General features: G+C 61.4%; 19 protein-coding genes, 2 tRNA genes and 1 pseudogene. 4 read left to right on the top strand and 18 right to left on the bottom strand.

The window, feature by feature from the left end; translation table 11 throughout:
* Positions 1-202: 202 nt before the first annotated feature.
* The 4 genes from B7X65_RS22190 to B7X65_RS22175 all read left to right on the top strand — a co-directional run bounded on the left by B7X65_RS22190 (position 203) and on the right by B7X65_RS22175 (position 3546).
* Positions 203-1297, top strand: coding sequence for a YeeE/YedE family protein (locus B7X65_RS22190; protein WP_293596423.1), 1095 nt, complete (start codon positions 203-205; stop codon positions 1295-1297).
* Positions 1298-1389: 92 nt separating this feature from the next.
* Positions 1390-1710: a c-type cytochrome gene (locus tag B7X65_RS22185; RefSeq protein ID WP_293596422.1), complete on the top strand. Its 321-nt coding sequence runs from the start codon at positions 1390-1392 to the stop codon at positions 1708-1710.
* A 14-nt stretch (positions 1711-1724) separates the two neighbouring features.
* A complete protein-coding gene (locus B7X65_RS22180; RefSeq protein WP_293596421.1) occupies positions 1725-3002 on the top strand; it encodes an NAD(P)/FAD-dependent oxidoreductase in 1278 nt (425 codons plus the stop codon).
* 94 nt (positions 3003-3096) lie between these two features.
* Positions 3097-3546 (top strand): DsrE family protein, encoded by a 450-nt coding sequence (locus tag B7X65_RS22175; protein WP_293596420.1) that lies wholly within the window; start codon positions 3097-3099, stop codon positions 3544-3546.
* Positions 3547-3555: 9 nt separating this feature from the next.
* Here the strand turns inward: B7X65_RS22175 and B7X65_RS22170 are convergent, their stop codons facing one another.
* From B7X65_RS22170 to B7X65_RS22085, 18 genes and pseudogenes are all read right to left on the bottom strand, one after another.
* Complete coding sequence (locus tag B7X65_RS22170) at positions 3556-3903, bottom strand: metalloregulator ArsR/SmtB family transcription factor (protein WP_293596435.1); 348 nt, start codon at positions 3901-3903, stop codon at positions 3556-3558.
* Between the two features lie 613 nt (positions 3904-4516).
* Positions 4517-4592, bottom strand: a tRNA-Phe gene (locus B7X65_RS22165).
* 18 nt (positions 4593-4610) lie between these two features.
* Complete coding sequence (locus B7X65_RS22160) at positions 4611-5288, bottom strand: response regulator (protein WP_293596419.1); 678 nt, start codon at positions 5286-5288, stop codon at positions 4611-4613.
* A gap of 66 nt (positions 5289-5354) precedes the next feature.
* A complete protein-coding gene (locus B7X65_RS22155) occupies positions 5355-7634 on the bottom strand; it encodes an ATP-binding protein (protein ID WP_293596418.1) in 2280 nt (759 codons plus the stop codon).
* Positions 7631-8239, bottom strand: a complete 609-nt coding sequence (locus B7X65_RS22150) for a DUF4390 domain-containing protein (protein ID WP_293596417.1) — start codon at positions 8237-8239, stop codon at positions 7631-7633. Before B7X65_RS22150 ends, B7X65_RS22155 begins: the two co-directional genes overlap by 4 nt.
* Positions 8240-8282: 43 nt before the next feature.
* On the bottom strand, positions 8283-9659 hold the full coding sequence (gene rsmB / locus B7X65_RS22145) for a 16S rRNA (cytosine(967)-C(5))-methyltransferase RsmB (RefSeq protein WP_293596416.1): 1377 nt from the start codon (positions 9657-9659) through the stop codon (positions 8283-8285).
* 170 nt (positions 9660-9829) lie between these two features.
* A complete protein-coding gene (locus B7X65_RS22140; RefSeq protein WP_293596415.1) occupies positions 9830-10825 on the bottom strand; it encodes a M48 family metalloprotease in 996 nt (331 codons plus the stop codon).
* 20 nt (positions 10826-10845) lie between these two features.
* Positions 10846-11439 (bottom strand): LemA family protein, encoded by a 594-nt coding sequence (locus B7X65_RS22135; protein ID WP_293596414.1) that lies wholly within the window; start codon positions 11437-11439, stop codon positions 10846-10848.
* A gap of 198 nt (positions 11440-11637) precedes the next feature.
* The gene (rpoC, locus tag B7X65_RS22130) at positions 11638-15849 is read right to left on the bottom strand and encodes a DNA-directed RNA polymerase subunit beta' (RefSeq protein ID WP_293596413.1); all 4212 of its coding nucleotides are present in this window, start codon (positions 15847-15849) and stop codon (positions 11638-11640) included.
* Positions 15850-15877: 28 nt separating this feature from the next.
* Positions 15878-19990, bottom strand: a complete 4113-nt coding sequence (gene rpoB, locus B7X65_RS22125) for a DNA-directed RNA polymerase subunit beta (protein ID WP_293596412.1) — start codon at positions 19988-19990, stop codon at positions 15878-15880.
* A gap of 336 nt (positions 19991-20326) precedes the next feature.
* Entirely contained in the window at positions 20327-20701 is a 375-nt protein-coding gene (gene rplL / locus B7X65_RS22120) for a 50S ribosomal protein L7/L12 (protein WP_293596411.1), read from the bottom strand.
* Between the two features lie 28 nt (positions 20702-20729).
* Positions 20730-21197 carry a 50S ribosomal protein L10 gene (gene rplJ / locus B7X65_RS22115; protein ID WP_293596410.1) on the bottom strand — a complete coding sequence of 156 codons (468 nt, stop codon included), beginning with the start codon at positions 21195-21197 and terminating at the stop codon, positions 20730-20732.
* Positions 21198-21460: 263 nt separating this feature from the next.
* Complete coding sequence (gene rplA, locus B7X65_RS22110; RefSeq protein ID WP_293596409.1) at positions 21461-22156, bottom strand: 50S ribosomal protein L1; 696 nt, start codon at positions 22154-22156, stop codon at positions 21461-21463.
* Positions 22153-22587 (bottom strand): 50S ribosomal protein L11, encoded by a 435-nt coding sequence (rplK, locus tag B7X65_RS22105; protein WP_096671323.1) that lies wholly within the window; start codon positions 22585-22587, stop codon positions 22153-22155. The genes rplA and rplK overlap by 4 nt, the downstream gene beginning before the upstream one ends.
* Positions 22588-22751: 164 nt before the next feature.
* Positions 22752-23339 carry a transcription termination/antitermination protein NusG gene (nusG, locus tag B7X65_RS22100; RefSeq protein WP_240523332.1) on the bottom strand — a complete coding sequence of 196 codons (588 nt, stop codon included), beginning with the start codon at positions 23337-23339 and terminating at the stop codon, positions 22752-22754.
* Between the two features lie 8 nt (positions 23340-23347).
* The gene (secE, locus tag B7X65_RS22095; protein WP_293596408.1) at positions 23348-23731 is read right to left on the bottom strand and encodes a preprotein translocase subunit SecE; all 384 of its coding nucleotides are present in this window, start codon (positions 23729-23731) and stop codon (positions 23348-23350) included.
* A 134-nt stretch (positions 23732-23865) separates the two neighbouring features.
* Positions 23866-23941, bottom strand: a tRNA-Trp gene (locus B7X65_RS22090).
* 70 nt (positions 23942-24011) lie between these two features.
* Positions 24012-24110: pseudogene (locus tag B7X65_RS22085) on the bottom strand (elongation factor Tu); the annotation flags it as partial.

Below are 24110 nucleotides of genomic sequence, written 5' to 3'. Positions count from 1 at the left end.
GCGCTCAGCGCTACCCACAGCGCGCCCAGGCCGCGCCAGCAAAAAGATTGTCCCGTCATCGCCATGCGTGTCCCCCACAAAACCGCAAATACCCCAACTCGCCTGTTCCGGTCAAAACGGCACCCTTGAGCAAGATCAAAAGGCTACCGTGCCACTGAACTTACCATTAATATAAGCTAATACTGAATTATTTGGAACCGTCATGAACCTGGCAAGCATTCTTGAGCAATACGGTGAGAGCGCGGTCCTGGCGATCGGCGGGCTCGTGATCGGCGTCCTTTTCGGATTTTTTGCCCAGCGTTCAAAGTTTTGCCTGCGTGCCGCTGCCATCGAGTTCTGGCATCGGAAATTCGGTGAGAAGCTCTCCGTTTGGCTGCTGACATTTTCCAGCGCCGTGGTGGGTGTTCAGCTGCTGATCCTGACACATTCGCTCGATGTGAGCACAGCGCGCCAGATCGCCGCGCGTGGCAGTCTCTCGGGGGCCTTGATCGGCGGCCTGCTGTTCGGCGCCGGCATGATCATGACCCGCGGTTGCGCCAGTCGCTTGCTGATCTTGTCTGCAAACGGCAATTTGCGGGCCTTGCTTTCAGGGCTGATCTTTGCCGTCACCGCCCAGGCTTCGCTCTCCGGGTCACTGGCCCCCTTGCGCAACACCATCAGCGCCTGGTGGACGGTGGACGGCGGCCCCTCGCGCGATTTGCTGGCCATCACTGGCGCCGGCCACTGGGGCGGGCTTCTTTTTGGCCTGGTGTGGCTTGCCGCAGCGCTATTCTTTTCGGTGCGGAGCGGCTGGGGTTTGTGGAAATGGGTGGGCGGCATAGGCGCAGGCCTGATGGTGGCCGCAGGCTGGGGCTACACCCACCTCGTGTCGGTCACCACGTTTCAAGTGGTGCAGGTTCAGGGCCTGACCTTCAGCGGCCCTTCCGCGGAATGGCTGATGCGGGTGCTGTCTTCACCCGCGCCGGCAATCGGTTTTGACTTTGGTCTGCTGCCCGGGGTTTTCATCGGCTCGTTTATCGGCGCCTGGATTGGCAAGGATCTCAAGCTGGAAGGCTTCACCGATGGTTACGGCATGCGCCGCTATATCGCGGGTGCCGTGCTCATGGGTTTTGGTTCCATGCTGGCAGGCGGCTGCGCCGTCGGCGCGGGCATCACCGGTGGGGCCATTTTTGCCCTGACGGCCTGGATCGCCCTGGTCGGCATGTGGGCTGGTGCAGGCCTGACGGATCGCCTGCTTGACGGCAAGCCCATCGGCCCGCGCATGACCACGGGACGGCCCGCCCTGACGGCGCCCTGAGCGGCGGCGGGTTGTGCGTGTTTACCCGCGGTACATCGGGTCATTCACTCGCTATATTCATGTTGATTGATATCTAACAGAGGAGACCCGCCATGCACATCAGGATTCACCTTGCCGCGGCTTTGCTCATGGGAAGCGCGGCAAGCGCCGCGTTGGCTCAGGATGCAAGCGCCACCCTGCACACGCGCGCCCTCGCCGCGACCTGCGCCAATTGCCATGGCACCGACGGCCGCACGGTGGATGGCTCGGCCATCCCCTCGCTGGTCGGCATGCCCAAGAGCTATATGGTCATGCAATTCAAGGCCTTCAAGGACGGCTCACGTCCAGCCACGGTGATGCACCAGCTCAGCAAGGGTTTCACCGATCAGCAGATCGACAGCATCGCCACCTATTTCGCCGCGACCAAGCGCTAAGCCGGAGAAACACCATGAAAAGACGCAATTTTGTTCAGGCATCCCTGGCCCTCGGCACACTGGGCAGCATGGTCGGCTGCGCCACCACGGGCACCATTCCCAACCGGGCCAAGGTGCTCGTCATTGGCGGCGGCTACGGCGGCGCAACAGCGGCCAAGTATGTGCGCATGTTGTCGAACTACAAGATCGATGTGGTGATGGTCGAGCCCAACACCGCCTTCATTTCCTGCCCGATCTCCAATCTGGTCCTGGGCGGCTCCAAGACCATGGGCGACATCACCACGCCCTACGACAAACTCAGCGGCAAACACGGTGTCACGGTTGTCAAGGACATGGTCAGCGCCATCGATGCCGCCAAAAAAACCGTGACGCTGGCAGGTGGCGCCACCATCGGTTACGACAAGCTGATCCTGTCTCCCGGCATCGACCTGATGTGGGACAGCATTGAAGGCCTGCAGGCCGCCAATGCGTCGGGGCAGATTTTGCAGGCGTGGAAAGCCGGCCCGGAAACCCTGGCGCTGCGCCGTCAGCTCGAAGCCATGCCCGACGGCGGTGTGTATGCCATCACCATTCCCCTGGCCCCCTACCGCTGCCCCCCCGGCCCGTACGAGCGGGCCAGCCAGGTGGCCAGCTACTTCAAGAAGGCCAAGCCAAAATCCAAGGTCCTGATCCTGGACGCCAATCCGGATGTCACCTCCAAGGGACCGCTGTTCAAGAAATTCTGGGCAGAAAACTACCAGGGCATGCTGGAATACCGTGGCGCCCACAAGGCCATCGCGGTGGATGCCAGGACCAGCACGGTCAAGTTCGAGGTTCAAAACGATGTCAAGGCCGATGTACTCAATGTGCTGCCCACCATGAGCGCCGGTGCCATTGCCATGAAGTCCGGCCTGGCCAACGCCAACGCACGCTGGTGCAACGTCGACTACCTGACGTTTGAATCCACTGCCGCCCGGGACGTGCACATCATTGGCGATTCAACACTCTCAGCCCCACTGATGCCCAAGTCCGGCCACATGGCCAATTCGCACGGCAAAGTCGTGGCGGCGGCCGTGGTGGCACAGCTCTCAGGCATGACGGTCAACCCGAATCCGGTGCTGACCAACACCTGCTACAGCTTCGTCAATGACAAGCTGGTCGTTCACGTGGCGTCTGTGCACCAGTATGTGGCCGCCGAAAAAACATTCAAGACGGTGGCCGGTTCAGGGGGTGTATCTGCCGCGCCCAATGAACTGGAAGGCGTGTACGCCTGGAACTGGGCGCAGAACATCTGGGCCGATACGCTATTGTGAGAGGGCTGGCAACTTGTTTGCCTCTACCTCTTACCTTTTTCCCTTTGCCTTCCCCGGCACCTGCCGGGGATTCATTTTTTTTTGAGGACGATTCATGCACAAACTTATTCTTTCCCTGGCGATCGCTGTGTTCGCTGCCGGCGCCGTCTCGGGCTGCGCCACCACCAGCCAGGGCGCACCGGCGTCCCAGCCCGTCAAGGCGGTCTATCACCTCACCACCGGCATTGAAACTGCTGCAGCCGCACTGAACAACGTCCAGAACCATTTGAACGCAGACCCCAAAGCCAGGATTGTGGTGGTCACCAACGGACCCGGTATCGACTTCATGCTTCAGGACGCAAAGGACAGTCGTGGACGCGAGTTCAGCTCCACCGTCAGCACACTGGCTGGTCGTGGTGTTGAATTCCGTGTCTGCAAGAATACGCTGACAACGCGCAATATTTCACCGGACAAGCTTCTCATGGAAGCAAAAATTGTCCCCTCAGGCGTTTCAGAAGCAGCCAAACTGCAAGCCCAGGAAGGCTTCGTTTACATCAAGCCCTGATGCCGGGCTTCATCGGCCATTTTTTTCGTCCGTTTCGATCGCGATCTGCGTGCAGATCGCCCGGCACAGCGTCACAATCCGGTCATTGATGATCCGGTAGAAAATCTGGACACCATCCCGGCGCTTGCCAATGAAGCCGCTCTGATAAAGCGTGTTCAGGTGCTGGGACATATTGGGCTGAGTGGTGTCGATTTCCATGAGCAGCTGACTCACGTTTTTCTCGCCATTACACAAGCTGCTGATGATCTTCAGCCGCATTGGCGCCGACATGGCCCGAAAAAGTTCTGCGGCAGACTCAAAAACCTGATCAGACTCGGTGATTGAAGATGAATCTGTTCCGCTTGCGAGCTTAGCCATAGGTGTCGATTTAGCCTCAGAGAAGTCGATATTGTTCAATGAATTCGAATATACACTTGTTCTGCACCGTCAAGATCCGGCGCCTTGGGTCAAGCCCTCCATCAGCCAGGTCCACGTCGTCTTCGCAGCCTGTCGCGCGGCATTTTCGACTCCCTTCGGTTGGCATCAACAACTTCGGCGCCATTCGGCTTCAGCAGTTCCGCCGCCCCATCAAGCTCGCGGCCGCATCAGCAGATGCCTGACGAACATACTGCGTGGCGGGCAGATTTATACATACATCAACAAGTACTTTGATACTGGCAACGATCCTGCCCGGCAAAAAAATAGGCGCTTCGCGTCCGACTGCCGGCCGGTGATGACACCGCACTGACCGCACGGCGGCAGCACCTTGCCGCATTTCGACGTCGCCTTCCCGACTGCTTTCGCCCTGCTTGCCTGCGACCCCCAAGGCGGGTCTGCAGCGCAGCGGCCCGCAGTCAACGGACACTGCTATGCAGTCGAATTCCAATGCGAACGTCAGAGACTGCGTCAGAAAACAAAAAAAGCGGCCTTTTGAGGGGCCGCTTTTGCTGCATCTACCTTGTGAACCTGTTGATTCACAAGGAAATTGTTCTGGTGGCCTGGGGCGGAATCGAACCACCGACACAAGGATTTTCAATCCTCTGCTCTACCGACTGAGCTACCGGGCCTGAGCCTAAGATTATATATCAGGCGGCGCGCTTGCCCCGGGTCAGGTCGACGCCGAGTTGTTTGAGCTTGCGGTACAGGTGGGTGCGCTCGAGTCCGGTCTTCTCTGCCACGCGGGTCATGGAGCCGCCTTCCTTGGCCAGGTGGAATTCGAAATAGGCTTTTTCGAACTCGTCGCGTGCATCGCGCAGCGGCTTTTCAAGCAGAAAGCTCTGGGTGGCCTGCGGGCCGAGGTCCACCGCCACCGGCATGACCTGGCCGGTCATCGCGACCTCCACCGTCATGTCCACCGCATGCAGCAGTGCCGCAGGTGTGACCAGCGGTTTGCGGCCGGCCGACTTGAGAAGGCCCTGTTCGACCGCCTTGAGCAGCTTTTGCAGCGTGATGGGTTTCTCGAGAAACGCGATCGCGCCGATCTTGGTGGCTTCCACGGCAGTGTCTATGGTGGCGTGGCCACTCATCATGATCACCGGCATGCTCAGAAGGCCGCTGGACGACCATTCCTTGAGGAGCGTCACGCCATCGGTGTCCGGCATCCAGATATCGAGCAGCACAAGGTCGGGCCGGGAGCGGCCACGCGCGGCGCGGGCCTGCGCAGCGTTTTCCGCGAGTTCGACTTGATGCCCTTCGTCGTTGAGAATTTCGGAGAGCAGGTCACGTATGCCCAGCTCGTCGTCCACCACCAGAATGTTTGCCATGTTGAAACGCTACCCCTGCCTGCAGTTGTCAATTCTGCGGTACCCACCTCAGGGCCCGCAGTGTTGTTATGTCACAACTGCGAATGATAACGATACTTGAGCGCCCTGCACGACGCCGTCAACCACGCGATTTGAAATATCGACCCGTGCGCCGTGTTCATCGGCAATTTTTTTGACGACGGCCAGCCCCAAACCGGTGCCCTTGACCTTGGTCGTGACGTAGGGCTCAAACGCCCGTTTCAGGATGTGTTCCGGGAAGCCGGTGCCGTTGTCGCGCACCGTCAGGCGCACTCGCTTCGAGGTCTCGGAGTACTCGGTTTTGAGCAGCACGCGGCCCTCCGGCCGGCCCTCCTGGGCGTCCTGAGCGTTTTGCAACAAGTTGTGAATAACCTGCCGGATCTGTTGCGAATCTGCCTTGATGGGGGGGCAAACCGGGTCGAGCTCGGTGTAGACCGGCACGACCGCATTCTCGTTGGCATAAAGCTGCATCACGTCGTTGACCAGTGCATTGAGGTCGACGGGCTTGAGTTCGGCGGCCGGCAGGCGGGCATAGTCGCGGAATTCGTTGACCAGGCGTTTCATCGCATCGACCTGGTCGACGATGGTCTTGACCGATTTGGTCAGCAGGATCTGCTCGGGCTCGGCCACCTTGCCGGTGAGCTTCATCTCCAGCCTCTCTGCCGACAGCTGGATGGGGGTAAGCGGGTTCTTGATCTCATGGGCCAACCGGCGCGCCACTTCGCCCCAGGCCTGGGCACGCTGGGCCGAGACCATTTCGGACACGTCGTCGAACACCAGCAGGCATTCGCTGCCCGGCATCTTGGCGCCGCGTGCGATCAGCGTGATGGCGTTGTCGGGCGCGCCGGGCTGTGCGGCATTGAGTTCGAACGACTGCTGCCAGTGCTCCACGTCGTGCAGCTGGTTCTCGCCAAAGTAGGCGTCGAACTGGGCCTGCACGCCTTGCGCAAAAACCTCCAGCCCGGGAATGTCGCTGAGCGACTGCCCGTGGTAAGCCGCCAGCGGCACACGCAGGATGCGCGTGGCGCCGGGGTTGCTGGTCTGGATGCGGCCCTTGAGGTCCAGCACCATGACGCCGGCGGTGAGGTTGTCCAGGATGGTCTGCAGATTGGCGCGTGCGGCATCCACCTGGTCCATGCTTTTTTGCACTGCGCCGCGCGCGTCGGCCAGTTGCTGGGTCATGTCGGCAAAGGATCGGGTCAGCCCGCCCAGTTCGTCCTTGCCCTGCAGCGCCGCCTTGGGCGTCAGATCGCCCTGGGCCACCTGTCGCACCCCTTCGGCCAGCACCAGCAGGGGCCGGGCCAGCTGGTTGCCCAGCACCACCGCCAGCAGCACCGCGCCGAACACGGCCAGGAACAAACTGAGCGTGAGTGTGCCTATGTACATTTTGCGCAGGCCACCCCGGGCCAGGGCGCGCTCCTGGTACTCGCGGTTGGCTTCCTGCACGGCGATGGCGTTGGCCACCAGGCTGGCCGGCAACACCTCGGTCACCTGCAGGAAGCGGATCTCGCCGAGCAGGCCGACATTGGGGTTGTTGATCAGCGCCAGGGCCTTGATGCGGGGCGGTGTTGCACTGCCCGCGGCGAGGCTTGCCGCGCTACCGGGCGTCTCGGCGCCTGGCAAGGCCACCTCGTCGAGCCCCTCGATCTGCGTGGCCACGCGCTGGCTGCGGGCACTGCGCAGCAGTTGCGCCGGTGGCCGCTCGGGCTTGAGCGAGTAACGCGAATCGCCGGCACTGGCAATCATCTGCCCGGAGGCCGACCACAACACGACGTCGCTGACGGCAAGCTGCTCGCGCAGTCGCTCCAGTGCCAGGCCGGCCGAGGCATCGGGTGTCTGCGTCAGTTGCCCCGCGGCTGCGCGGGTCTTGTTGCCCAGCTCGGTGGCCAGCGTGTCGAGCGTGACCCGGCCGAGATTCAGGCCGGCGTCCAGCGCGCCCTCGACCTTCACGTCAAACCAGCTTTCGATCGAACGCGAGACGAACTGGTAGGACACCACGTAAATCATCATGCCGGGCAGCAGGCCCACCAGCGCAAAAATCGCGGCCAGCTTGACCAGCAGGCGGCTGCCGAATTTGCCTTTGCGCAGGCGCAGGATCAGGCGCACGACAATCCAGCCGATGACCAGCAGCAGCAAGGCGGCCACCGCCACATTGAGCCCGAACAGCAGGACGTAGTTGCGTTCGTAGAGTTCGCGGTTGCCGGTGGCCTGGGTCAGCAAAAAGAGCAGCACCAGCCCCAGCGCGGCCATGGTGCCAACGCCGACACCCACCGTCCAGCGAAAAGCCGGACTGCTTTTCAGCGACGACACATGGCCCTTCAGGTTCACTTCTCCGCCTCTTTGACGGCTTCCCTGGAGAGGTCTTTGGTGGCGTCGCGGGACAGGTCGCGAATCGGTTCGGCGACCAGGTCGCGGCTGGTCTCGACGGTGATCGTCCAGTCTTTCTGCCCCGCCACGCCGATCTGGAAGGGGCGGGGCAGCTGCGAGAGATCGAGCCGGAAACGGAAATCGACGTTGTGCCGGACACCGGGCTCGACTTCCGCCGCATCGGCAATCCGCCAGCGCGAAAAGCGCTGGATCGACGCCACGGCATCGTCGAGATTGTCGTAGTTCTGGCTGAAGGAAGCGCGCAAGCCGGTGACGCTGATGGCGCCGGGCAGCACATTGAGGCGCCAGCGCCGGGTCAGCGGCTGAAAGGCCAGGCGCATGGTGCGCGTCGCCGTGGTGATGCGTTTGTCGTACCAGTACCAGCGGCTGCGGAAGATGTCGGCCTCGGCCACGAAAAACATGGGAATGCCCTTGAGCAGGGCGTCTTCAACCGCAGGGGGCAGGTCGAACTGGAGGCTGGCTGACAGGTACACACCCTCGTCGGAGCGCTCCATCTTCAACTGGCTCACCTCGGTCGCCAGCGCCGCGTGACTGGCAAGCGCCATCACAGTGCACACCCAGAACGTCAGAAGCCGCCGCAGCACCGAGTCAGGCTTTGCGTTTTTCAAAAACTGCGTAAAAGAAACCGTCGTGCTCACCTTCCAAATTGTCCGGGAAGACGGTCTCCAGGGCGCCACTTTGGGGTAGCAAATGCCCGGGTGATGGCATGAAATGGGCGTCTCTGTGGTGCGTAACAAACGTTTGGGCCTGCTGCTCACCTTCCGCCCTGAAAACCGAGCAGGTGCAGTACAGCAGCCGGCCGCCCGGCCGGAGCAGCGGCCACAGCGTTTCCAGCAGCCGCGCCTGCAGCGCGGCCAGCTGGGCGATGTCGGTCGGCCGGCGCAGCCAGCGCACGTCCGGGTGGCGCCGCACAATCCCCGATGCGGTGCACGGTGCATCGAGCAGGATGCCGTCATAAAGCCGGCCGTCCCACCAGCCGTCGGGGCGGGCGGCATCCCCCACCCGGATGTCCGCTTGCAGGCCCAGGCGCTGCAGGTTCTGCGCCATGCGCTCGCAGCGCCGCGCGTCAATATCGAGCGCCGTGACCTCGCAGTCGGCGAGTTCCAGCAGGTGTGCCGTCTTGCCGCCGGGCGCGGCGCAGGCATCCAGCAGGCGCAAGGGCGCGCCACCGACGGGGGCCAGCCCGTCCAGCAGCAAGGGAGCCGCCATCTGCGCCGCGGCATCCTGCACCGAAAAATGCCCTTCGGCATACCCGGGCAGTGCCGTCACCGCGCTCGGCGTCGCCAGCATCACCCCCTGCGGGCCCACCTGAGTTGCTATGATATTCATAGCTTTCAGCGCTTGCAGGTATTGGGCTGGGGTCGTTTTTCTTGTATTAACCCGGAGAATCAGCGGCGCTTTGGCATTATTGGCATGCAGGATGGCCTGCCAGCTGTCCGGGTGGTCCTTGCGCACCCGGTCTATCCACCACTGCGGGTGGTTCCAGACCGCCTGCGGATGTTTTTCCGTCGAAGCCATCAGAGCGTCGCGCTCGCGCAGGAAGCGGCGCAGACAGCCGTTGATGAAGCTGGCCTGGTGCACCGTGGCCTCGTCGCGTTTGGCGGCTTCCACGGCCTGGTCCACCAGCGTGAAAGCGGTATAGCGGGGGCTGTCGCCTTCCGGCAGGCGGCAGGCAGCAGTGTCGTCTGGGCCGCTTTCCGTACAGGCCAGCGCCAAAGCGACACACAACAGGGCGTCGGCCTCCGGCGGCGGCGGCCGCTGGGCCAGTTGCTGGCGCAGGGCTTCGGCCCGGCCGAGCCAGCGCAGCGCATGAAAACCCAGGGCCTGCACGCCGGGCCGGAGGGTGGCGTCGATGTCTTCGAGCGCGGCGGTCATGGAGCGGCCGCCGCGAACGGCCATCAATAGAAAAGCCGCCCCCTGCAACTGGCGCCACAGAGGGATTTGAGAGGTCTTGTTGTCTTGCATCGATCCTGTGACGGCAGCCCCGCGGGCGCCGCCGTTTCAAGCCGACCGGGGCGGGCGGCATAGGACCTATTAGACCAGTCTTGGCGCCCGGTCAGGCGAGCGTGTCCGTCCGCGGATGTTGCGGGCCCGGTTCATTGCAGAGACCCCTTCCTGCCCCGCGGATTCCGGGCTCAATACAGGGCGTCAGGCCGGGTCGGCGCGATCTCGTCGTCGGCCAGCCCCGGCATGGCACGCCCGTAAATCCGGCGGATACGTTCGGCCAGCGGGGGGTGCGAGTCCAGCCAGTGCGCCTGGGCCTGATGGCCGACCAGCAGCATGTGCTGCACCGCCGGATGAAAACTCGCGCTGCCGCCAGCGCCCTGCTGACTGGCCACCTTGCGCAACACACCCCCCAGGCCGTCCCGGCTGCGCGTGAACTGGACCGCACGCGCATCAGCCAAATACTCGCGCTGGCGCGACACCGCCGCTTTCAGCGCGCGGCCTGCCAGCCAGCCGAGAAAACCGGCCGCCAGAATGGCCAGGCCCGGCAGCGTCAGCACCGAGCGCCGTCCGTTCTCGTCGGGCTCACACATGCCGGCGCCCAGGTTGAAGATCAACTCCAGCCCGAACACCATGCCGGCCAGCCGCATGTTGAGCCGGGTATCGCCTTCGCGGATATGGCTCAACTCATGGGCCACCAGTCCCTGCAGTTCGTCGCGGTTCAAGCCGTCGAGCGCACCGCGCGTGACGGCGATGACCGCATCGTCCTCGTCCCAGCCGGCGGCAAAGGCGTTGATGCTGCTCTGGCGCTCCAGAACCATGACCTGCGGCACGCGCATGCTGGCGGCAATGGCGAGTTCGGACGCAATGTTGCAAAGCTTCTGCTCATCAAGCCGGCTGGCGGGCCAGGCTTCACGGGCACCCACACGCCGCGCCAGTTTTTCACCGCCACCGTGCAGACTGGACGTTTCCAGCCACCAGCCACCCAGCACAAAGAGCAGCGTCATGCCGGTGTTGACGCTGAAAAAATACGCCGGGTAGCCCGTCCCACCCGGGGTCAGCAGATGCCAGGTCAGGGCCAGCGCGGCATTGACGGCCAGCACCAGGGCGGCCACCGTCAAGGCGAACAGCAGCAGCAATTGCCGGGTTTCGGCGCGGGCCCGCTCCTGGTGTTCAAAAAAACGCATGTTGGCCTGTCGCCGCCACCCTACATCTGGATGCGCACCGCTTCACGCTCGGCCGGCGTTTCCGTGGCCCTGAGCATGGCCGACGCGGCAAAACCAAACAGGCGGGCAATCAGCAATGCCGGAAATTGGGCCTGCGCATTGTTGTAGTCGAGTACCGCATCGTTGTAGGCCTGGCGCGCAAAAGCCACCTTGTTTTCGGTGCTGGTCAGCTCCTCGCTGAGCTCGCGGATGGTGTCGTCGGCCTTGAGCTCGGGGTAAGCCTCGGCGAGCGCGAACAGGCGCCCCAGGCTGCCGCTGAGCGCCTGTTCGGCGGCGGCCAACGCCAGCACTTCCGGCGCGTGGGTGGGGTGGCTGCGCGCAGCATCGCTGGCCGAACGCGCCTGGTTGCGCGCCGCGATCACGGCTTCGAGCGTCTCGCGCTCGTGCAGCAGGTATTTTTTGGCGGCCTCCACCAGGTTGGGAATCAGGTCGTAACGGCGCTTGAGCTGCACATCAATCTGCCCGAAGGCGTTGGCGATGATGTTCTTCAGGCGCACCAGCCGGTTGTAGGCCCCGACGGCCCAGAACAGCAGCAAGGCAAGCACAACAATCGAAACCAGGGACTGGGTGGACATGGGGCCTTCTTTCTATCAACAGCAGCCGCGAACCGGCACGGGCGACTTTAGCCGACAAGCCGGGCCGCTGTACAGCATGCCGGCACATCCGCGCAGCGCGGGGGCATGGCAATTCCGTATTTTCAATGAAAAAGCGCCTCGGACCCTTATTGACAGGGCGCGAGGCGCTACGCTTTTTATAGCGTCAAAAAGCAGCAATTACTCGCTGGCAGCACCTTCGCTGGTCTGCTCGGGCATGGCTTCGAGTTCGGCCGCTTCGGCTTCGGCGATGGCACGGCGCTCGGCGTCGTCCATCTGGTCCTTGGCTTTGCGTGCCTCGTGGTAGGCCATGCCGGTACCGGCGGGGATCAGGCGGCCGACGATCACGTTCTCTTTCAGGCCGCGCAGCTCGTCGCGCTTGCCCATGATGGCAGCCTCGGTGAGCACGCGGGTGGTTTCCTGGAAGGAAGCCGCAGAGATGAATGAATCGGTCGACAGCGATGCCTTGGTGATACCGAGCAACAGGTTGCTGAAGGTCGCCGGGATCTTGCCTTCGGCGCGCAGGGCGTCGTTGGCATCCAGAATGACCGAACGCTCGACCTGCTCGCCAGCGATGTAGCTGGACTCGCCGACGTTCTCAACCACCACACGGCGCAGCATCTGGCGAACAATCACTTCGATGTGTTTGTCGTTGATCTTCACACCCTGCAGGCGGTAGACGTCCTGCACTTCATCGACGATGTAGCGGGCCAGCTCTTCCATGCCCAGCAGGCGCAGGATGTCCTGCGGATCGGCAGGGCCGTCGACAATCGACTCGCCCTTGTTCACGACCTGGCCTTCGTGCACGAGAATGTTCTTCTCTTTGGGCACAAGGTCTTCCCAGACCTTGCCTTCAGGATCGGTGATCTGCAGGCGAACCTTGCCCTTGGTCTCCTTGCCGAACGACACGGTACCGGTCATTTCGGCCAGCGTACCCTTGTCTTTCGGCGTACGGGCTTCGAACAGCTCGGCCACACGCGGCAGACCGCCGGTGATGTCGCGGGTCTTCTGGCCTTCGACCGGAATACGCGCGAGCACCTCGCCGGGGCCCACGTCCTGGCCGTCACGCACCTGGACCAGCGCACCGACCTGGAAGCCGATCGTCACCGAGTGATCGGTGCCGGGGATCTTGACTTCGTTGCCGGTCGCATCGATCAGCTTGACCTGGGGACGGATCACCTTGGTCGCGCCGCGACGCTTGGGATCGATCACCACCAAAGTGGACAGACCGGTCACCTCGTCGAGCTGCTTGGCCACCGTGACGCCTTCTTCCACATTCTCGAAGGCCACCTTGCCGGCGAACTCGGTGATGATGGGGCGGGTCAGCGGGTCCCAGTTGGCCAGAATCGCGCCGGCCTTGATCGTCTGGTCGGCTTTCACCGACAGGATCGCGCCGTAAGGCACCTTGTGGCGCTCGCGCTCACGGCCATGCTCGTCGTGGATCACGATTTCGCCGGAGCGCGCGATCACGACCAGTTCACCCTTGGTGTTGGTCACATAACGCATCGGTGCGTTGAAACCGATCACGCCGTTGGACTTGGCTTCGACGCTGGAGGCAATCGCTGCACGCGAAGCCGCACCACCGATGTGGAAGGTACGCATGGTCAGCTGCGTGCCCGGCTCACCGATCGACTGCGCGGCAATGATACCGACCGCTTCGCCGATGTTGATCAGGCCGCCGCGACCCAGGTCACGGCCGTAGCACTTGGCGCACAGGCCGAAGCGGGTTTCGCAGGTCAGTGCCGTACGCACCTTGACTTCGTCCACGCCGGCTGCTTCGAGTTCGTCGATCAGGTCTTCGTCCAGCATGACGCCGGACTTGGCCAGTACCGAGCGATTCTCGGGATGCAGGATGTCTTCGACCGCGGTACGGCCGAGGATACGGTCGCGCAGCGATTCGATGACCTCGCCACCCTCGACGATGGCACGCATCAACGAACCGTCGGTCGTGCCGCAGTCGTCCTCGGTCACCACCAGATCCTGCACCACGTCGCAGAGGCGGCGTGTCAGGTAACCGGAGTTGGCGGTTTTCAGCGCCGTGTCAGCCAGGCCTTTTCGGGCACCGTGGGTGGAGATGAAGTACTCCAGCACGTTCAGGCCTTCACGGAAGTTGGCGGTGATCGGCGTTTCGATGATGGAGCCGTCCGGCTTGGCCATCAAACCACGCATGCCGGCCACCTGGCGGATCTGCGCGGCGGAACCACGGGCGCCGGAGTCGGCCATCATGTAGATGGAGTTGAAGGACTCCTGCTCGACTTCCTTGCCGTGACGGTCGATGACTTTCTCTTTCGAGAGCTGGGCCATCATCACCTTGGACACTTCGTCGCCCGACTTGCCCCAGATGTCCACCACCTTGTTGTAACGCTCGCCGGAGGTCACCAGACCCGAGACATACTGCTGCTCGATCTCTTTGACTTCCTTCTGGGCGCGCGCAATGATGCTGGGCTTTTCCTTGGGGATCAGCATGTCATCGATGCAGATCGAAATGCCGGCCTTGGTCGCCAGGCGGAAGCCCGACTGCAGCAGCTTGTCGGCAAACACCACGGTCTCTTTCAGTCCGCACTTGCGGAAAGACACGTTGATCAGCTTGGAAATTTCCTTCTTCTTCAGCGCCTTGTTCAGGTTGGAGAAAGGCAGGCCCTTGGGCAGGATTTCGGACAGCAGTGCACGGCCGCCGGTGGTTTCCCACAGCTTGGTCGATGGCACGAACTCGCCGGTTTCCTTGTTCTTGGTGTACTCGGTCAGGCGCACGCTGATGCGGGCGTTCAGGTCGAGTTCACCCGCGTCAAAGGCGCGGCGCACTTCGCCGGTGTCGGAGAACACCAGGCCTTCGCCCTTGCCGTTGGTGCGGTCGCGGGTCGTGTAGTACAGACCCAGCACCACGTCCTGCGAAGGAACGATGGACGGCTCGCCACTGGCGGGGAACAGGATGTTGTTAGAAGCCAGCATCAGGGTGCGGGCTTCCATCTGTGCTTCCACGGACAGCGGCACGTGCACAGCCATCTGGTCACCGTCGAAGTCGGCGTTGAAAGCCGAGCAGACGAGCGGATGCAGCTGGATGGCCTTGCCTTCGATCAGGATGGGCTCAAAGGCCTGGATACCCAGACGGTGCAGCGTAGGCGCACGGTTGAGCATCACCGGGTGCTCTTTGATCACCTCTTCCAGGATGTCCCACACCACTGGCGTGCCGGATTCGACTTCCTTCTTGGCGGCCTTGATCGTCGTCGCGATGCCCATGGCTTCGAGGCGCGAGAAGATGAAAGGCTTGAACAGTTCCAGCGCCATCAGCTTGGGCAAACCGCACTGGTGCAGCTTGAGCGTCGGGCCCACGGTAATGACGGAACGGCCGGAGTAGTCGACACGTTTGCCCAGCAAGTTCTGGCGGAAACGGCCTGACTTGCCCTTGATCATGTCGGCGAGCGACTTCAGGGCGCGCTTGTTGGCGCCCGTCATGGCCTTGCCGCGGCGACCGTTGTCCAGCAAGCTGTCCACGGCTTCCTGCAGCATGCGCTTTTCGTTGCGTGCAATGATTTCCGGCGCTTTCAGCTCCAGCAAACGGCGCAGGCGGCTATTGCGGTTGATGACGCGGCGGTACAGGTCGTTCAGGTCGGAGGTCGCAAAGCGGCCGCCGTCGAGCGGCACCAGCGGACGCAGGTCCGGCGGCAACACGGGCAGCACGTCCAGCACCATCCAGCCCGGCTTGATGCCGGACTTCTTGAACGCTTCCATCAATTTCAGACGCTTGGCGTTTTTCTTGATCTTGATTTCGGAGCCGGTCAGGTCGTTGCGCAGCTTGTCGATCTCGACATCGAGGTCCAGCCCTTCGAGCAGGTCCTTGATGCCTTCGGCGCCCATCTTGGCGGTGTACTCGTCACCGTATTCCTTGCGCTTGGCGTCGTAGTCGTCTTCCGACATGATGCTGAATTTCTTCAGCGGGGTCATGCCGGGATCAGTGACGACATATGCTTCGAAATACAGCACGCGTTCGATGTCGCGCAGCGTCATGTCGAGCACCAGGCCCAGACGCGACGGCAGCGACTTCAGGAACCAGATGTGCGCGCACGGTGCGGCCAGGTCGATGTGACCCATGCGCTCGCGGCGAACCTTGGTCTGTGTGACTTCAACGCCGCACTTCTCGCAGATGACACCGCGGTGCTTGAGGCGCTTGTACTTGCCGCACAGGCACTCGTAGTCCTTGATGGGGCCAAAGATCTTGGCGCAAAAGAGACCGTCGCGCTCCGGCTTGAAGGTGCGATAGTTGATGGTTTCAGGCTTTTTCACTTCGCCGAAAGACCACGAACGGATCTTCTCGGGCGAAGCCATGCCGATCTTGATGGCATCGAAATGCTCATCCGGCGTGAATTGCTTGAACAGGTCGAGTAATGATTTCATGTGTTAAATCCTTTTCTTTCCTGTTGAGTTAGCTGCGTTCCAGCTCGATATCGATACCGAGCGAACGAATCTCTTTGACCAGCACGTTGAACGACTCCGGCATGCCGGCGGTGATCGCGTGTTCGCCCTTGACGATGCTTTCGTACACCTTGGTACGGCCCTGCACGTCGTCGGACTTGACGGTCAGCATTTCCTGCAGCGTATAGGCGGCGCCGTACGCTTCCAGCGCCCAGACCTCCATCTCGCCGAAACGCTGTCCACCGAACTGCGCCTTGCCGCCCAGCGGCTGCTGCGTGACCAGCGAGTACGGGCCGGTCGAGCGTGCGTGCATCTTGTCGTCCACCAGATGGTGAAGTTTCAGGAAGTGCATGTAGCCGACGGTGGTCGTGCGCTCGAACGGATCGCCATTGCGGCCGTCGTACAGCTGCGCCTGGGTGCGCGTGGCCGTCAGCCCCTTGCCCTTGGCGATGTCGTCCGGATAGGCCAGTTGCAGCATGCCCATGATCTCGGCTTCCGAGGCGCCATCGAACACCGGTGTGGCAAACGGCACGCCGCCCGTCAGGTTGCCGGCCATCTGCAGGATATCGCTGTCCGACAATTTGGACAGGTCTTCCGCACGGCCCGACTTGTTGTACAGCGTGTCCATGAACTTGCGCAGGTCGGCCACCTTGGCCTCGGCCTGCAGCATGTCGCCGATACGCTGGCCCAGGCCCTTGGCGGCCCAGCCCAGGTGCACTTCGAGCACCTGGCCAACGTTCATCCGCGAAGGCACGCCCAGCGGATTGAGCACGATGTCGCACGGCGTACCGTCGGCCATGTAGGGCATGTCTTCGACCGGAACGATCTTGGACACCACACCCTTGTTGCCGTGGCGGCCGGCCATCTTGTCGCCGGGTTGCAGGCGGCGCTTGACGGCCAGGTAGACCTTGACCATTTTCAGCACGCCGGCCGGCAGCTCGTCGCCCTGCGTGAGCTTCTTGCGCTTTTCTTCAAAAGCCAGGTCAAAGCTGTGACGCGTCTGCTCCATCGAGTTCTTGATGCTCTCGAGCTGCGCAGCCACTTCGTCATCCGCAGGACGGATGTCAAACCAGTGGTATTTCTCGACATCGGTCAGGTAGGCCTTGTCGATCTTCGTGCCTTTGGCCAGCTTTTTCGGGCCGCCATTGGCAACCTTGCCGGTCAGCAGCTTTTCGATACGGTCGAACGCATCGGCTTCCACAATACGCAGCTGGTCGTTGAGGTCCAGGCGGAAACGCTTGAGTTCGTCGTCGATGATCTGCTGGGCACGCTTGTCGCGCACAATGCCTTCACGGGTGAAGACCTGCACGTCGATCACGGTGCCCTGCGAGCCCTGGCTCACGCGCAGCGAGGTGTCTTTCACATCGCTGGCTTTTTCGCCGAAGATGGCGCGCAGCAGCTTTTCTTCCGGGGTCAGCGTGGTCTCGCCTTTGGGCGTGACCTTGCCCACCAGCGTGTCGCCCGGCTGGACTTCAGCGCCGACATAAATGATGCCGGACTCGTCAAGACGGTTGAGTTGCTGTTCGGACAGGTTCGGGATGTCACGGGTGATCTCTTCCGCACCGAGTTTGGTGTCGCGCGCCATGACCACGAGCTCCTCGATGTGGATCGAGGTGTAGCGGTCTTCGGCGACGATGCGCTCGGAGATGAGGATCGAATCCTCGAAGTTGTAACCGTTCCAGGGCATGAAGGCGATCAGCATGTTCTGGCCGATGGCGATTTCGCCCAGGTCGGTCGATGCGCCGTCGGCAATCACGTCACCCTTGGCCAGCTTGTCGCCGATCTTGACGATGGGACGCTGGTGGATGTTGGTGTTCTGGTTGGAACGCTGGTACTTGATCAGGTTGTAGATGTCCACACCCACTTCACCTGCCAGTGCTTCCGCGTCGTTGACGCGCACCACGATGCGGGTGGCGTCCACATAGTCGACCACGCCGCCGCGGGTGGCGGTCACGACCGTTCCCGAGTCGATGGCGGCCACGCGCTCGATGCCGGTACCCACCAATGGTTTTTCCGGGCGCAGCACAGGCACAGCCTGACGCGACATGTTGGCGCCCATCAGCGCGCGGTTCGCATCGTCGTGTTCGAGGAAGGGAACCAGCGAGGCCGCCACCGACACGATCTGCGCAGGAGACACGTCCATGTACTGGATGCGTTCTGCGCCGACCAGCACGGATTCGCCGTTTTCACGGGCCGACACGAGATCGCCCGTCAGCTTGCCGGCATCATCAAGCAGGGCATTGGCCTGGGCGATCACGTATTTGCCTTCTTCAATGGCAGACAGGTAGTCGATCTGGTCCGTGAGCTTGCCGTCCATCACGCGACGATACGGCGTCTCGATGAAGCCGTATTCGTTCAGGCGGGCATACAGGGCCAGCGAGTTGATCAGGCCGATGTTCGGGCCTTCAGGCGTTTCAATCGGGCAGACGCGGCCGTAATGGGTCACGTGCACGTCACGCACTTCAAAGCCGGCGCGTTCGCGGGTCAAGCCACCGGGGCCAAGGGCCGACACACGGCGCTTGTGGGTGATCTCGGCCAGCGGGTTGGTCTGGTCCATGAACTGGGACAGCTGCGAAGCGCCGAAGAATTCCTTCAGGGCGGCGGAAATCGGCTTGCTGTTGATCAGGTCGTGCGGCATCAGGGGCTCCTGCTCGGCCTGACCCAGACGTTCCTTCACGGCTTTTTCAATCCGTGCCAGACCGGTGCGGTACTGGTTCTCGGCCAGTTCACCGACACAACGCACGCGGCGGTTGCCGAGGTGATCGATATCGTCGACCTGGCCGTTGCCGTTGCGCAAGTCCACCAGGATCTTGACGACCGCGAGGATGTCCTCGTTGGTCATGACCATGGGGCCGGTGGAGGTGTCGCGGCCCACGCGGGCGTTGAACTTCATGCGGCCGACCTTGGACAGGTCATAGGTGTCCGGGTTGTAGAACAGGCGCTGGAACAGGGCCTGAACGGCGTCTTCTGTCGGCGGCTCGCCGGGGCGCATCATGCGGTAGATGGCCACGCGCGCGGCAAACTCGTCGACGGTTTCGTCGGAGCGCAGGGTCTGCGAAATGTACGCGCCCTGATCGAGTTCGTTGGTGTACAGCACCTGCAGGTCCTGCACGCCGGCCACACGCAGCTTTTTCAGCAGCACGTCGGTCAGCTCGTCGTTGGCCTTGGCGATGATCTCTCCGGTCTCGGCGTCAACGATGTTCCTGGCGACCACACGGCCGATCAGGAAGTCTTCGGGAACGCTGATGGTGGAGGTGCCGCTTTGCTCGAGCTCGCGCGTGTGGCGCACGGTGATGCGCTTGTCCTTGGCAACAACGACCTTGCCGTTCTTGTCGGTGATGTCGAAACGGGCCACCTCGCCGCGCATGCGCTCGGCGACGAATTCCATTTGTGCGCCGCTGTCCATCAGACGGAAATTGTCGAACACGAAGAAGTTCGCGAGGATGGACTCGGGGTTCAGGCCGATGGCCTTGAGCAAGATGGTGACCGGCATCTTGCGGCGGCGGTCCACGCGGAAGTACAGGATGTCCTTCGGGTCGAACTCGAAGTCCAGCCAGGAACCGCGGTAAGGGATGATGCGGGCCGAGAACAGCAGTTTGCCCGAGCTGTGAGTCTTGCCCTTGTCATGCTCGAAAAACACGCCGGGTGAGCGGTGCAACTGGGACACGATCACACGCTCGGTCCCGTTGATGACGAACGAGCCCTTGTCGGTCATGAGCGGCACTTCGCCCATGTAGACTTCCTGCTCCTTGACTTCCTTGACGACCTTGGACTGCGACGTCGACGACTCGCGGTCATAAATGATCAGCTGGACCTTGGCGCGCACGGCCGACGCAAAGGTCAGGCCGCGGGTCTGGCACTCGCGCACGTCGAAAGCGGGCTTGGCCAGGTTGTACTCAAGGAACTTCATCTCGACAAAACCGTTGTGCGAGACGATGGGGAAGGCGTTTTCAAACGCAGCCTGCAGGCCTTCGACCTGGCGCTTTTGCGGCGCGCGGTCGGCTTGCAGGAACGCCGTGTAGGCGTCTTTCTGCATTTGCAACAGGTAAGGGACTTTCAGCACGCTCTCGCGGCTGCCGAAACTTTTGCGAATTCGCTTGCGTTCGGTATAGGAATAGGCCATGAGTTCTCCGCTTTGATGGGACACAAACCGGTACGGGCAACCGGCTTGTTAAGCTCTGGCGACTGTCTTGAATGAATACACCACGTAATCAAACAGACTTGGTGGTTGGCCACTACCAACCATGGCGGACGGCAACGCATTGCACGTTGCCCGAACCAAGGCGTTTCCTGCAGTCGGGGTCAGGAAGCACTGGCAAGAAGATTTTCCGCAAATCTGCTTGCCGGTGATTCCAGGGAGGCTGCAAAAACCGCTTGCGCGGCGTTCGACCAGCACTCCTTGAAAGCACGAAAGGCTGGAAGCCGAACCCGGTCTTCCAGCCTTCGCGAAACACAAGAATTACTTGAGTTCGACTTTCGCGCCGGCGTCTTCGAGCTTTTTCTTGGCAGCTTCGGCATCGGCCTTGGGTGCAGCTTCCTTGACAGCCTTCGGTGCGCCGTCGACCAGGTCCTTGGCTTCCTTGAGGCCCAGGCCGGTGATTTCGCGCACGGCCTTGATGACGGACACCTTGTTGGCGCCGGCTTCGAGCAGCATGACCGTGAAGTCGGTCTTCTCTTCTGCAACTGCAGCAGCACCGCCGCCGCCAGCAGCAGGAGCAGACATTGCTGCAGCGCTCACGCCAAATTTCTCTTCGATGGCTTTCACCAGGTCGTTGAGTTCGAGGACCGTCATGCTATCCAGCGCGGTCAAAAATGCGTCTTTATCGAATGCCATTTTGATTTCCTAAAAAAGTTGGTACAGGTTATGCCGCTGCAGCTTCTGCTGCGGGCTCTGCGGCTACGACTACATCGTTGCCGCCGCCTTTTTGTTCCGCCAGCGCAGCCAGCACTCGTGCTGTACGCGAAATGGGGGACTGCATCAGGCCCAACAGCTGGGCCAGCAGCACTTCTTTCGAAGGGATGCTTGCAAGCTGCTTCACGCCGTTCACGTCCAGGACTTTTCCTGCCATGGCGCCTGCGCGAATCACCAACTTGTCGTTGGTTTTCGCGAAGTCGGCAACCACCTTGGCGGCAGCGACAGCGTCTGTGGAAAAGCCATAGATCAGCGGACCGGTCATCTGGTCGGACAGGACATCAAACGCGCTGCCTGCCACGGCACGGCGAGCCAGGGTGTTTTTCAACACGCCCGCCATCACGAGCGTTTGAGCTTTAGCGGCGAGGCCGGTCACTTCATCAATGACGGCTTGTTTCTCACTGCGGTTGAGACTCAAGGTCTACTCCTTAATAATGTGTCTTCGGATCTTGCTTTCGCGCCATCCAGCGAACACGCCTATATTCAGCGACCAACTGTTTTTCAGATTCTTTTCAAAACCATTCAAGCAGCGGGACCGCCATCTGCGTTGGCTGTCTTTCGACGATTAAGCGGTGGGCTTTGCAGCCCGCCGCGCCAACGGTCCTGGATGGCCTGCCGGAGCCTGAACCCCGGCAGCCCACCACTTTGAACAGCCCTTTCGGGCCATTCAAATTTTTGCGATTACGCTGCGATGGTTTGCGTGTCGACGCGAACGCCCACACCCATCGTCGACGAAACCGCGACTTTCCTCAGATACACACCTTTGCTCGACGCAGGCTTGGCCTTGGTCAGGGCATCGATCAGCGCAGCCAGGTTGCCCTGCAGCTTGTCGGTATCAAACGAACGGCGGCCAATCGTGCCATGCACGATGCCGGCCTTGTCGACGCGGAACTGGACCTGGCCAGCTTTGGCGTTTTTCACGGCCGTTGCCACATCAGGCGTCACCGTGCCGACTTTCGGGTTGGGCATCAAACCACGTGGGCCGAGGATCTGACCCAGGGTACCCACCACGCGCATGGCGTCAGGCGAAGCGATCACGACGTCGAAGTCCATCTTGCCGGCCTTGATATCGGCGGCCAGATCATCCATGCCGACGATGTCAGCACCGGCAGCCTTGGCCTCTTCAGCCTTGGCGCCCTGTGCAAACACGGCCACACGCTTGGTCTTGCCGGTGCCGTTGGGCAACACAACAGCGCCGCGAACGACCTGGTCGGATTTCTTGGCGTCAACACCAAGCTGCACAGCCACGTCGATGGATTCATCGAACTTGGCGACGGCAAATTCCTTGACCAGACCCAGGGCGTCAGCCACCGGGTACAGCTTGTTGCTGTCGATCTTGTCGCCAACAGCTTTTTGACGTTTGGTCATCTTGCTCATACAACACCCTCCACCGACACGCCCATGGAACGTGCCGTACCAGCTATCGTGCGAACTGCAGCGTCGAGGTCCGCAGCCGTCATGTCTTTCATTTTGGTCTTCGCGATTTCTTCGAGCTGTGCGCGGGAAATCTTGCCCACCTTCACCGTGTGCGGCGTGGCAGAACCCTTGTCGAGCTTGATGGCCTTTTTGATCAGGACGCCTGCAGGAGGCGTCTTGATGACAAAAGTGAAGCTCTTGTCTGCGTACGCGGTGATCACCACGGGCAGAGGCAAGCCAGGCTCAACACCTTGGGTCTGGGCGTTGAACGCCTTGCAGAATTCCATGATGTTCAGGCCGCGCTGACCCAAGGCCGGGCCAATCGGGGGGGACGGGTTGGCCTTACCAGCTGGCACTTGCAGCTTGATGAAGCCGACGATTTTTTTCGCCATACTTTTCTCCTTGCGGGTCATAACGCCTGGACGCCGTCAGAAGACAGGTCCGGGCTCCCCGGGGGTTACACAACTCAATCAGGTTCCGGAAAGAACCCTCCGCGCCGAGTTGCAAGGCGCGAATTTCTGACGCTCAACCGAAAAAACTCGGGTTTTAGCGAAACTTACGTTTTTTCGATCTGGCTGAATTCCAGTTCGACCGGCGTGGCACGACCGAAAATCGTGACCGACACCCGCACTTTGTTTTTGTCGTAGTTGACTTCCTCGACCGTGCCGTTGAAGTCGGTGAACGGGCCGTCCTTGACCCGGACATATTCACCCGTTTCAAACTCGACCTTGTGCCGCGGCTTCTCGGTGCCGACCTGCATCTGGTCGACGATCTTCTGCACGTCTTCTTCGGAAATGGGTGCAGGACGGTTTTTGGCGCCGCCGACAAAACCGGTGACCTTGTTGGTGTGTTTCACCAGGTGCCAGGTTTCGTCGTCCATGACCATCTCGACCAGCACATAACCCGGGAAGAAACGGCGTTCCGTCGTTTTCTTCTGGCCGTTCTTGATCTCGACCACTTCTTCGGTGGGCACCAGGAAACGGCCAAACTTGGCCTGCATGCCGGCGCGGTTGATGCGCTCGACAATATTGCGTTCAACGGCTTTTTCCATGCCCGAATAGGCATGCACGACATACCACTGCATGCCGGGGGTCGGCTGCAGGGATGCACCAGCCGCCACTTCGCTGACCACGTCACCGTTCATATCGCTCATTATTTTTTCCACCCCAGTATCAGGTCGTAAAACACCCATTCGAGCGTTTTATCGGTGAGCCACAAAAAGAGTGCCATGACCACCACGAACGCAAAGACGTAAGCCGTCATCTGCATGGCTTCCTTGCGGGCCGGCCAGACCACTTTTTTGACTTCGCGCCAGGAATCACGCCCGAAAGCTACAAACTGTTTGCCAGGCTCGGAGGTCAGAAACACCACCACCGCCACCACCAGACCACCAATCAGGCCACCCCACTGGGCAACCGGGCCCTGCTTGGCGAGCAGGTAAAAACCCGCCAGCGCACCCAGCGCCAAAGCCAGGGCCAGGGCCAGCTTGGCCTTGTCAGCAGTCGTGCTGACGGTTTCGACTTGAGAAGTGGCCATGATCGCCTGATTTCCTGTTCTTCTTCACGCGTCTTCTCAGACGCTTAAGCCCACCTGGGGTCCAAGGACTCCCGGCGGGCTTGCATAGTTCTGTTTCACACCACTCTCGGATTCAAGCAACCCTTGAAACCGGGTGGCAGGGGCAGTAGGAATCGAACCTACAACCTTCGGTTTTGGAGACCGACGCTCTGCCAATTGAGCTATACCCCTTCATCTCTCAATCAGTTGGGGACAGAGCAAAAAGCCTTGTTATTGACCCATCCCCAAAAAACGAATCTCGTTACGCAATGATCTTGGCCACGACACCGGCGCCGACGGTTTTGCCGCCCTCGCGGATGGCGAAACGCAGACCTTCTTCCATGGCGATCGGGTTGATCAG

Source organism: Polaromonas sp. 39-63-25 (assembly GCF_002278925.1).
GTDB lineage: Bacteria > Pseudomonadota > Gammaproteobacteria > Burkholderiales > Burkholderiaceae_C > Polaromonas.
The sequence above is the reverse complement of the archived record's forward strand: the minus strand, read 5'-3'. Positions and strand labels throughout refer to the sequence as shown.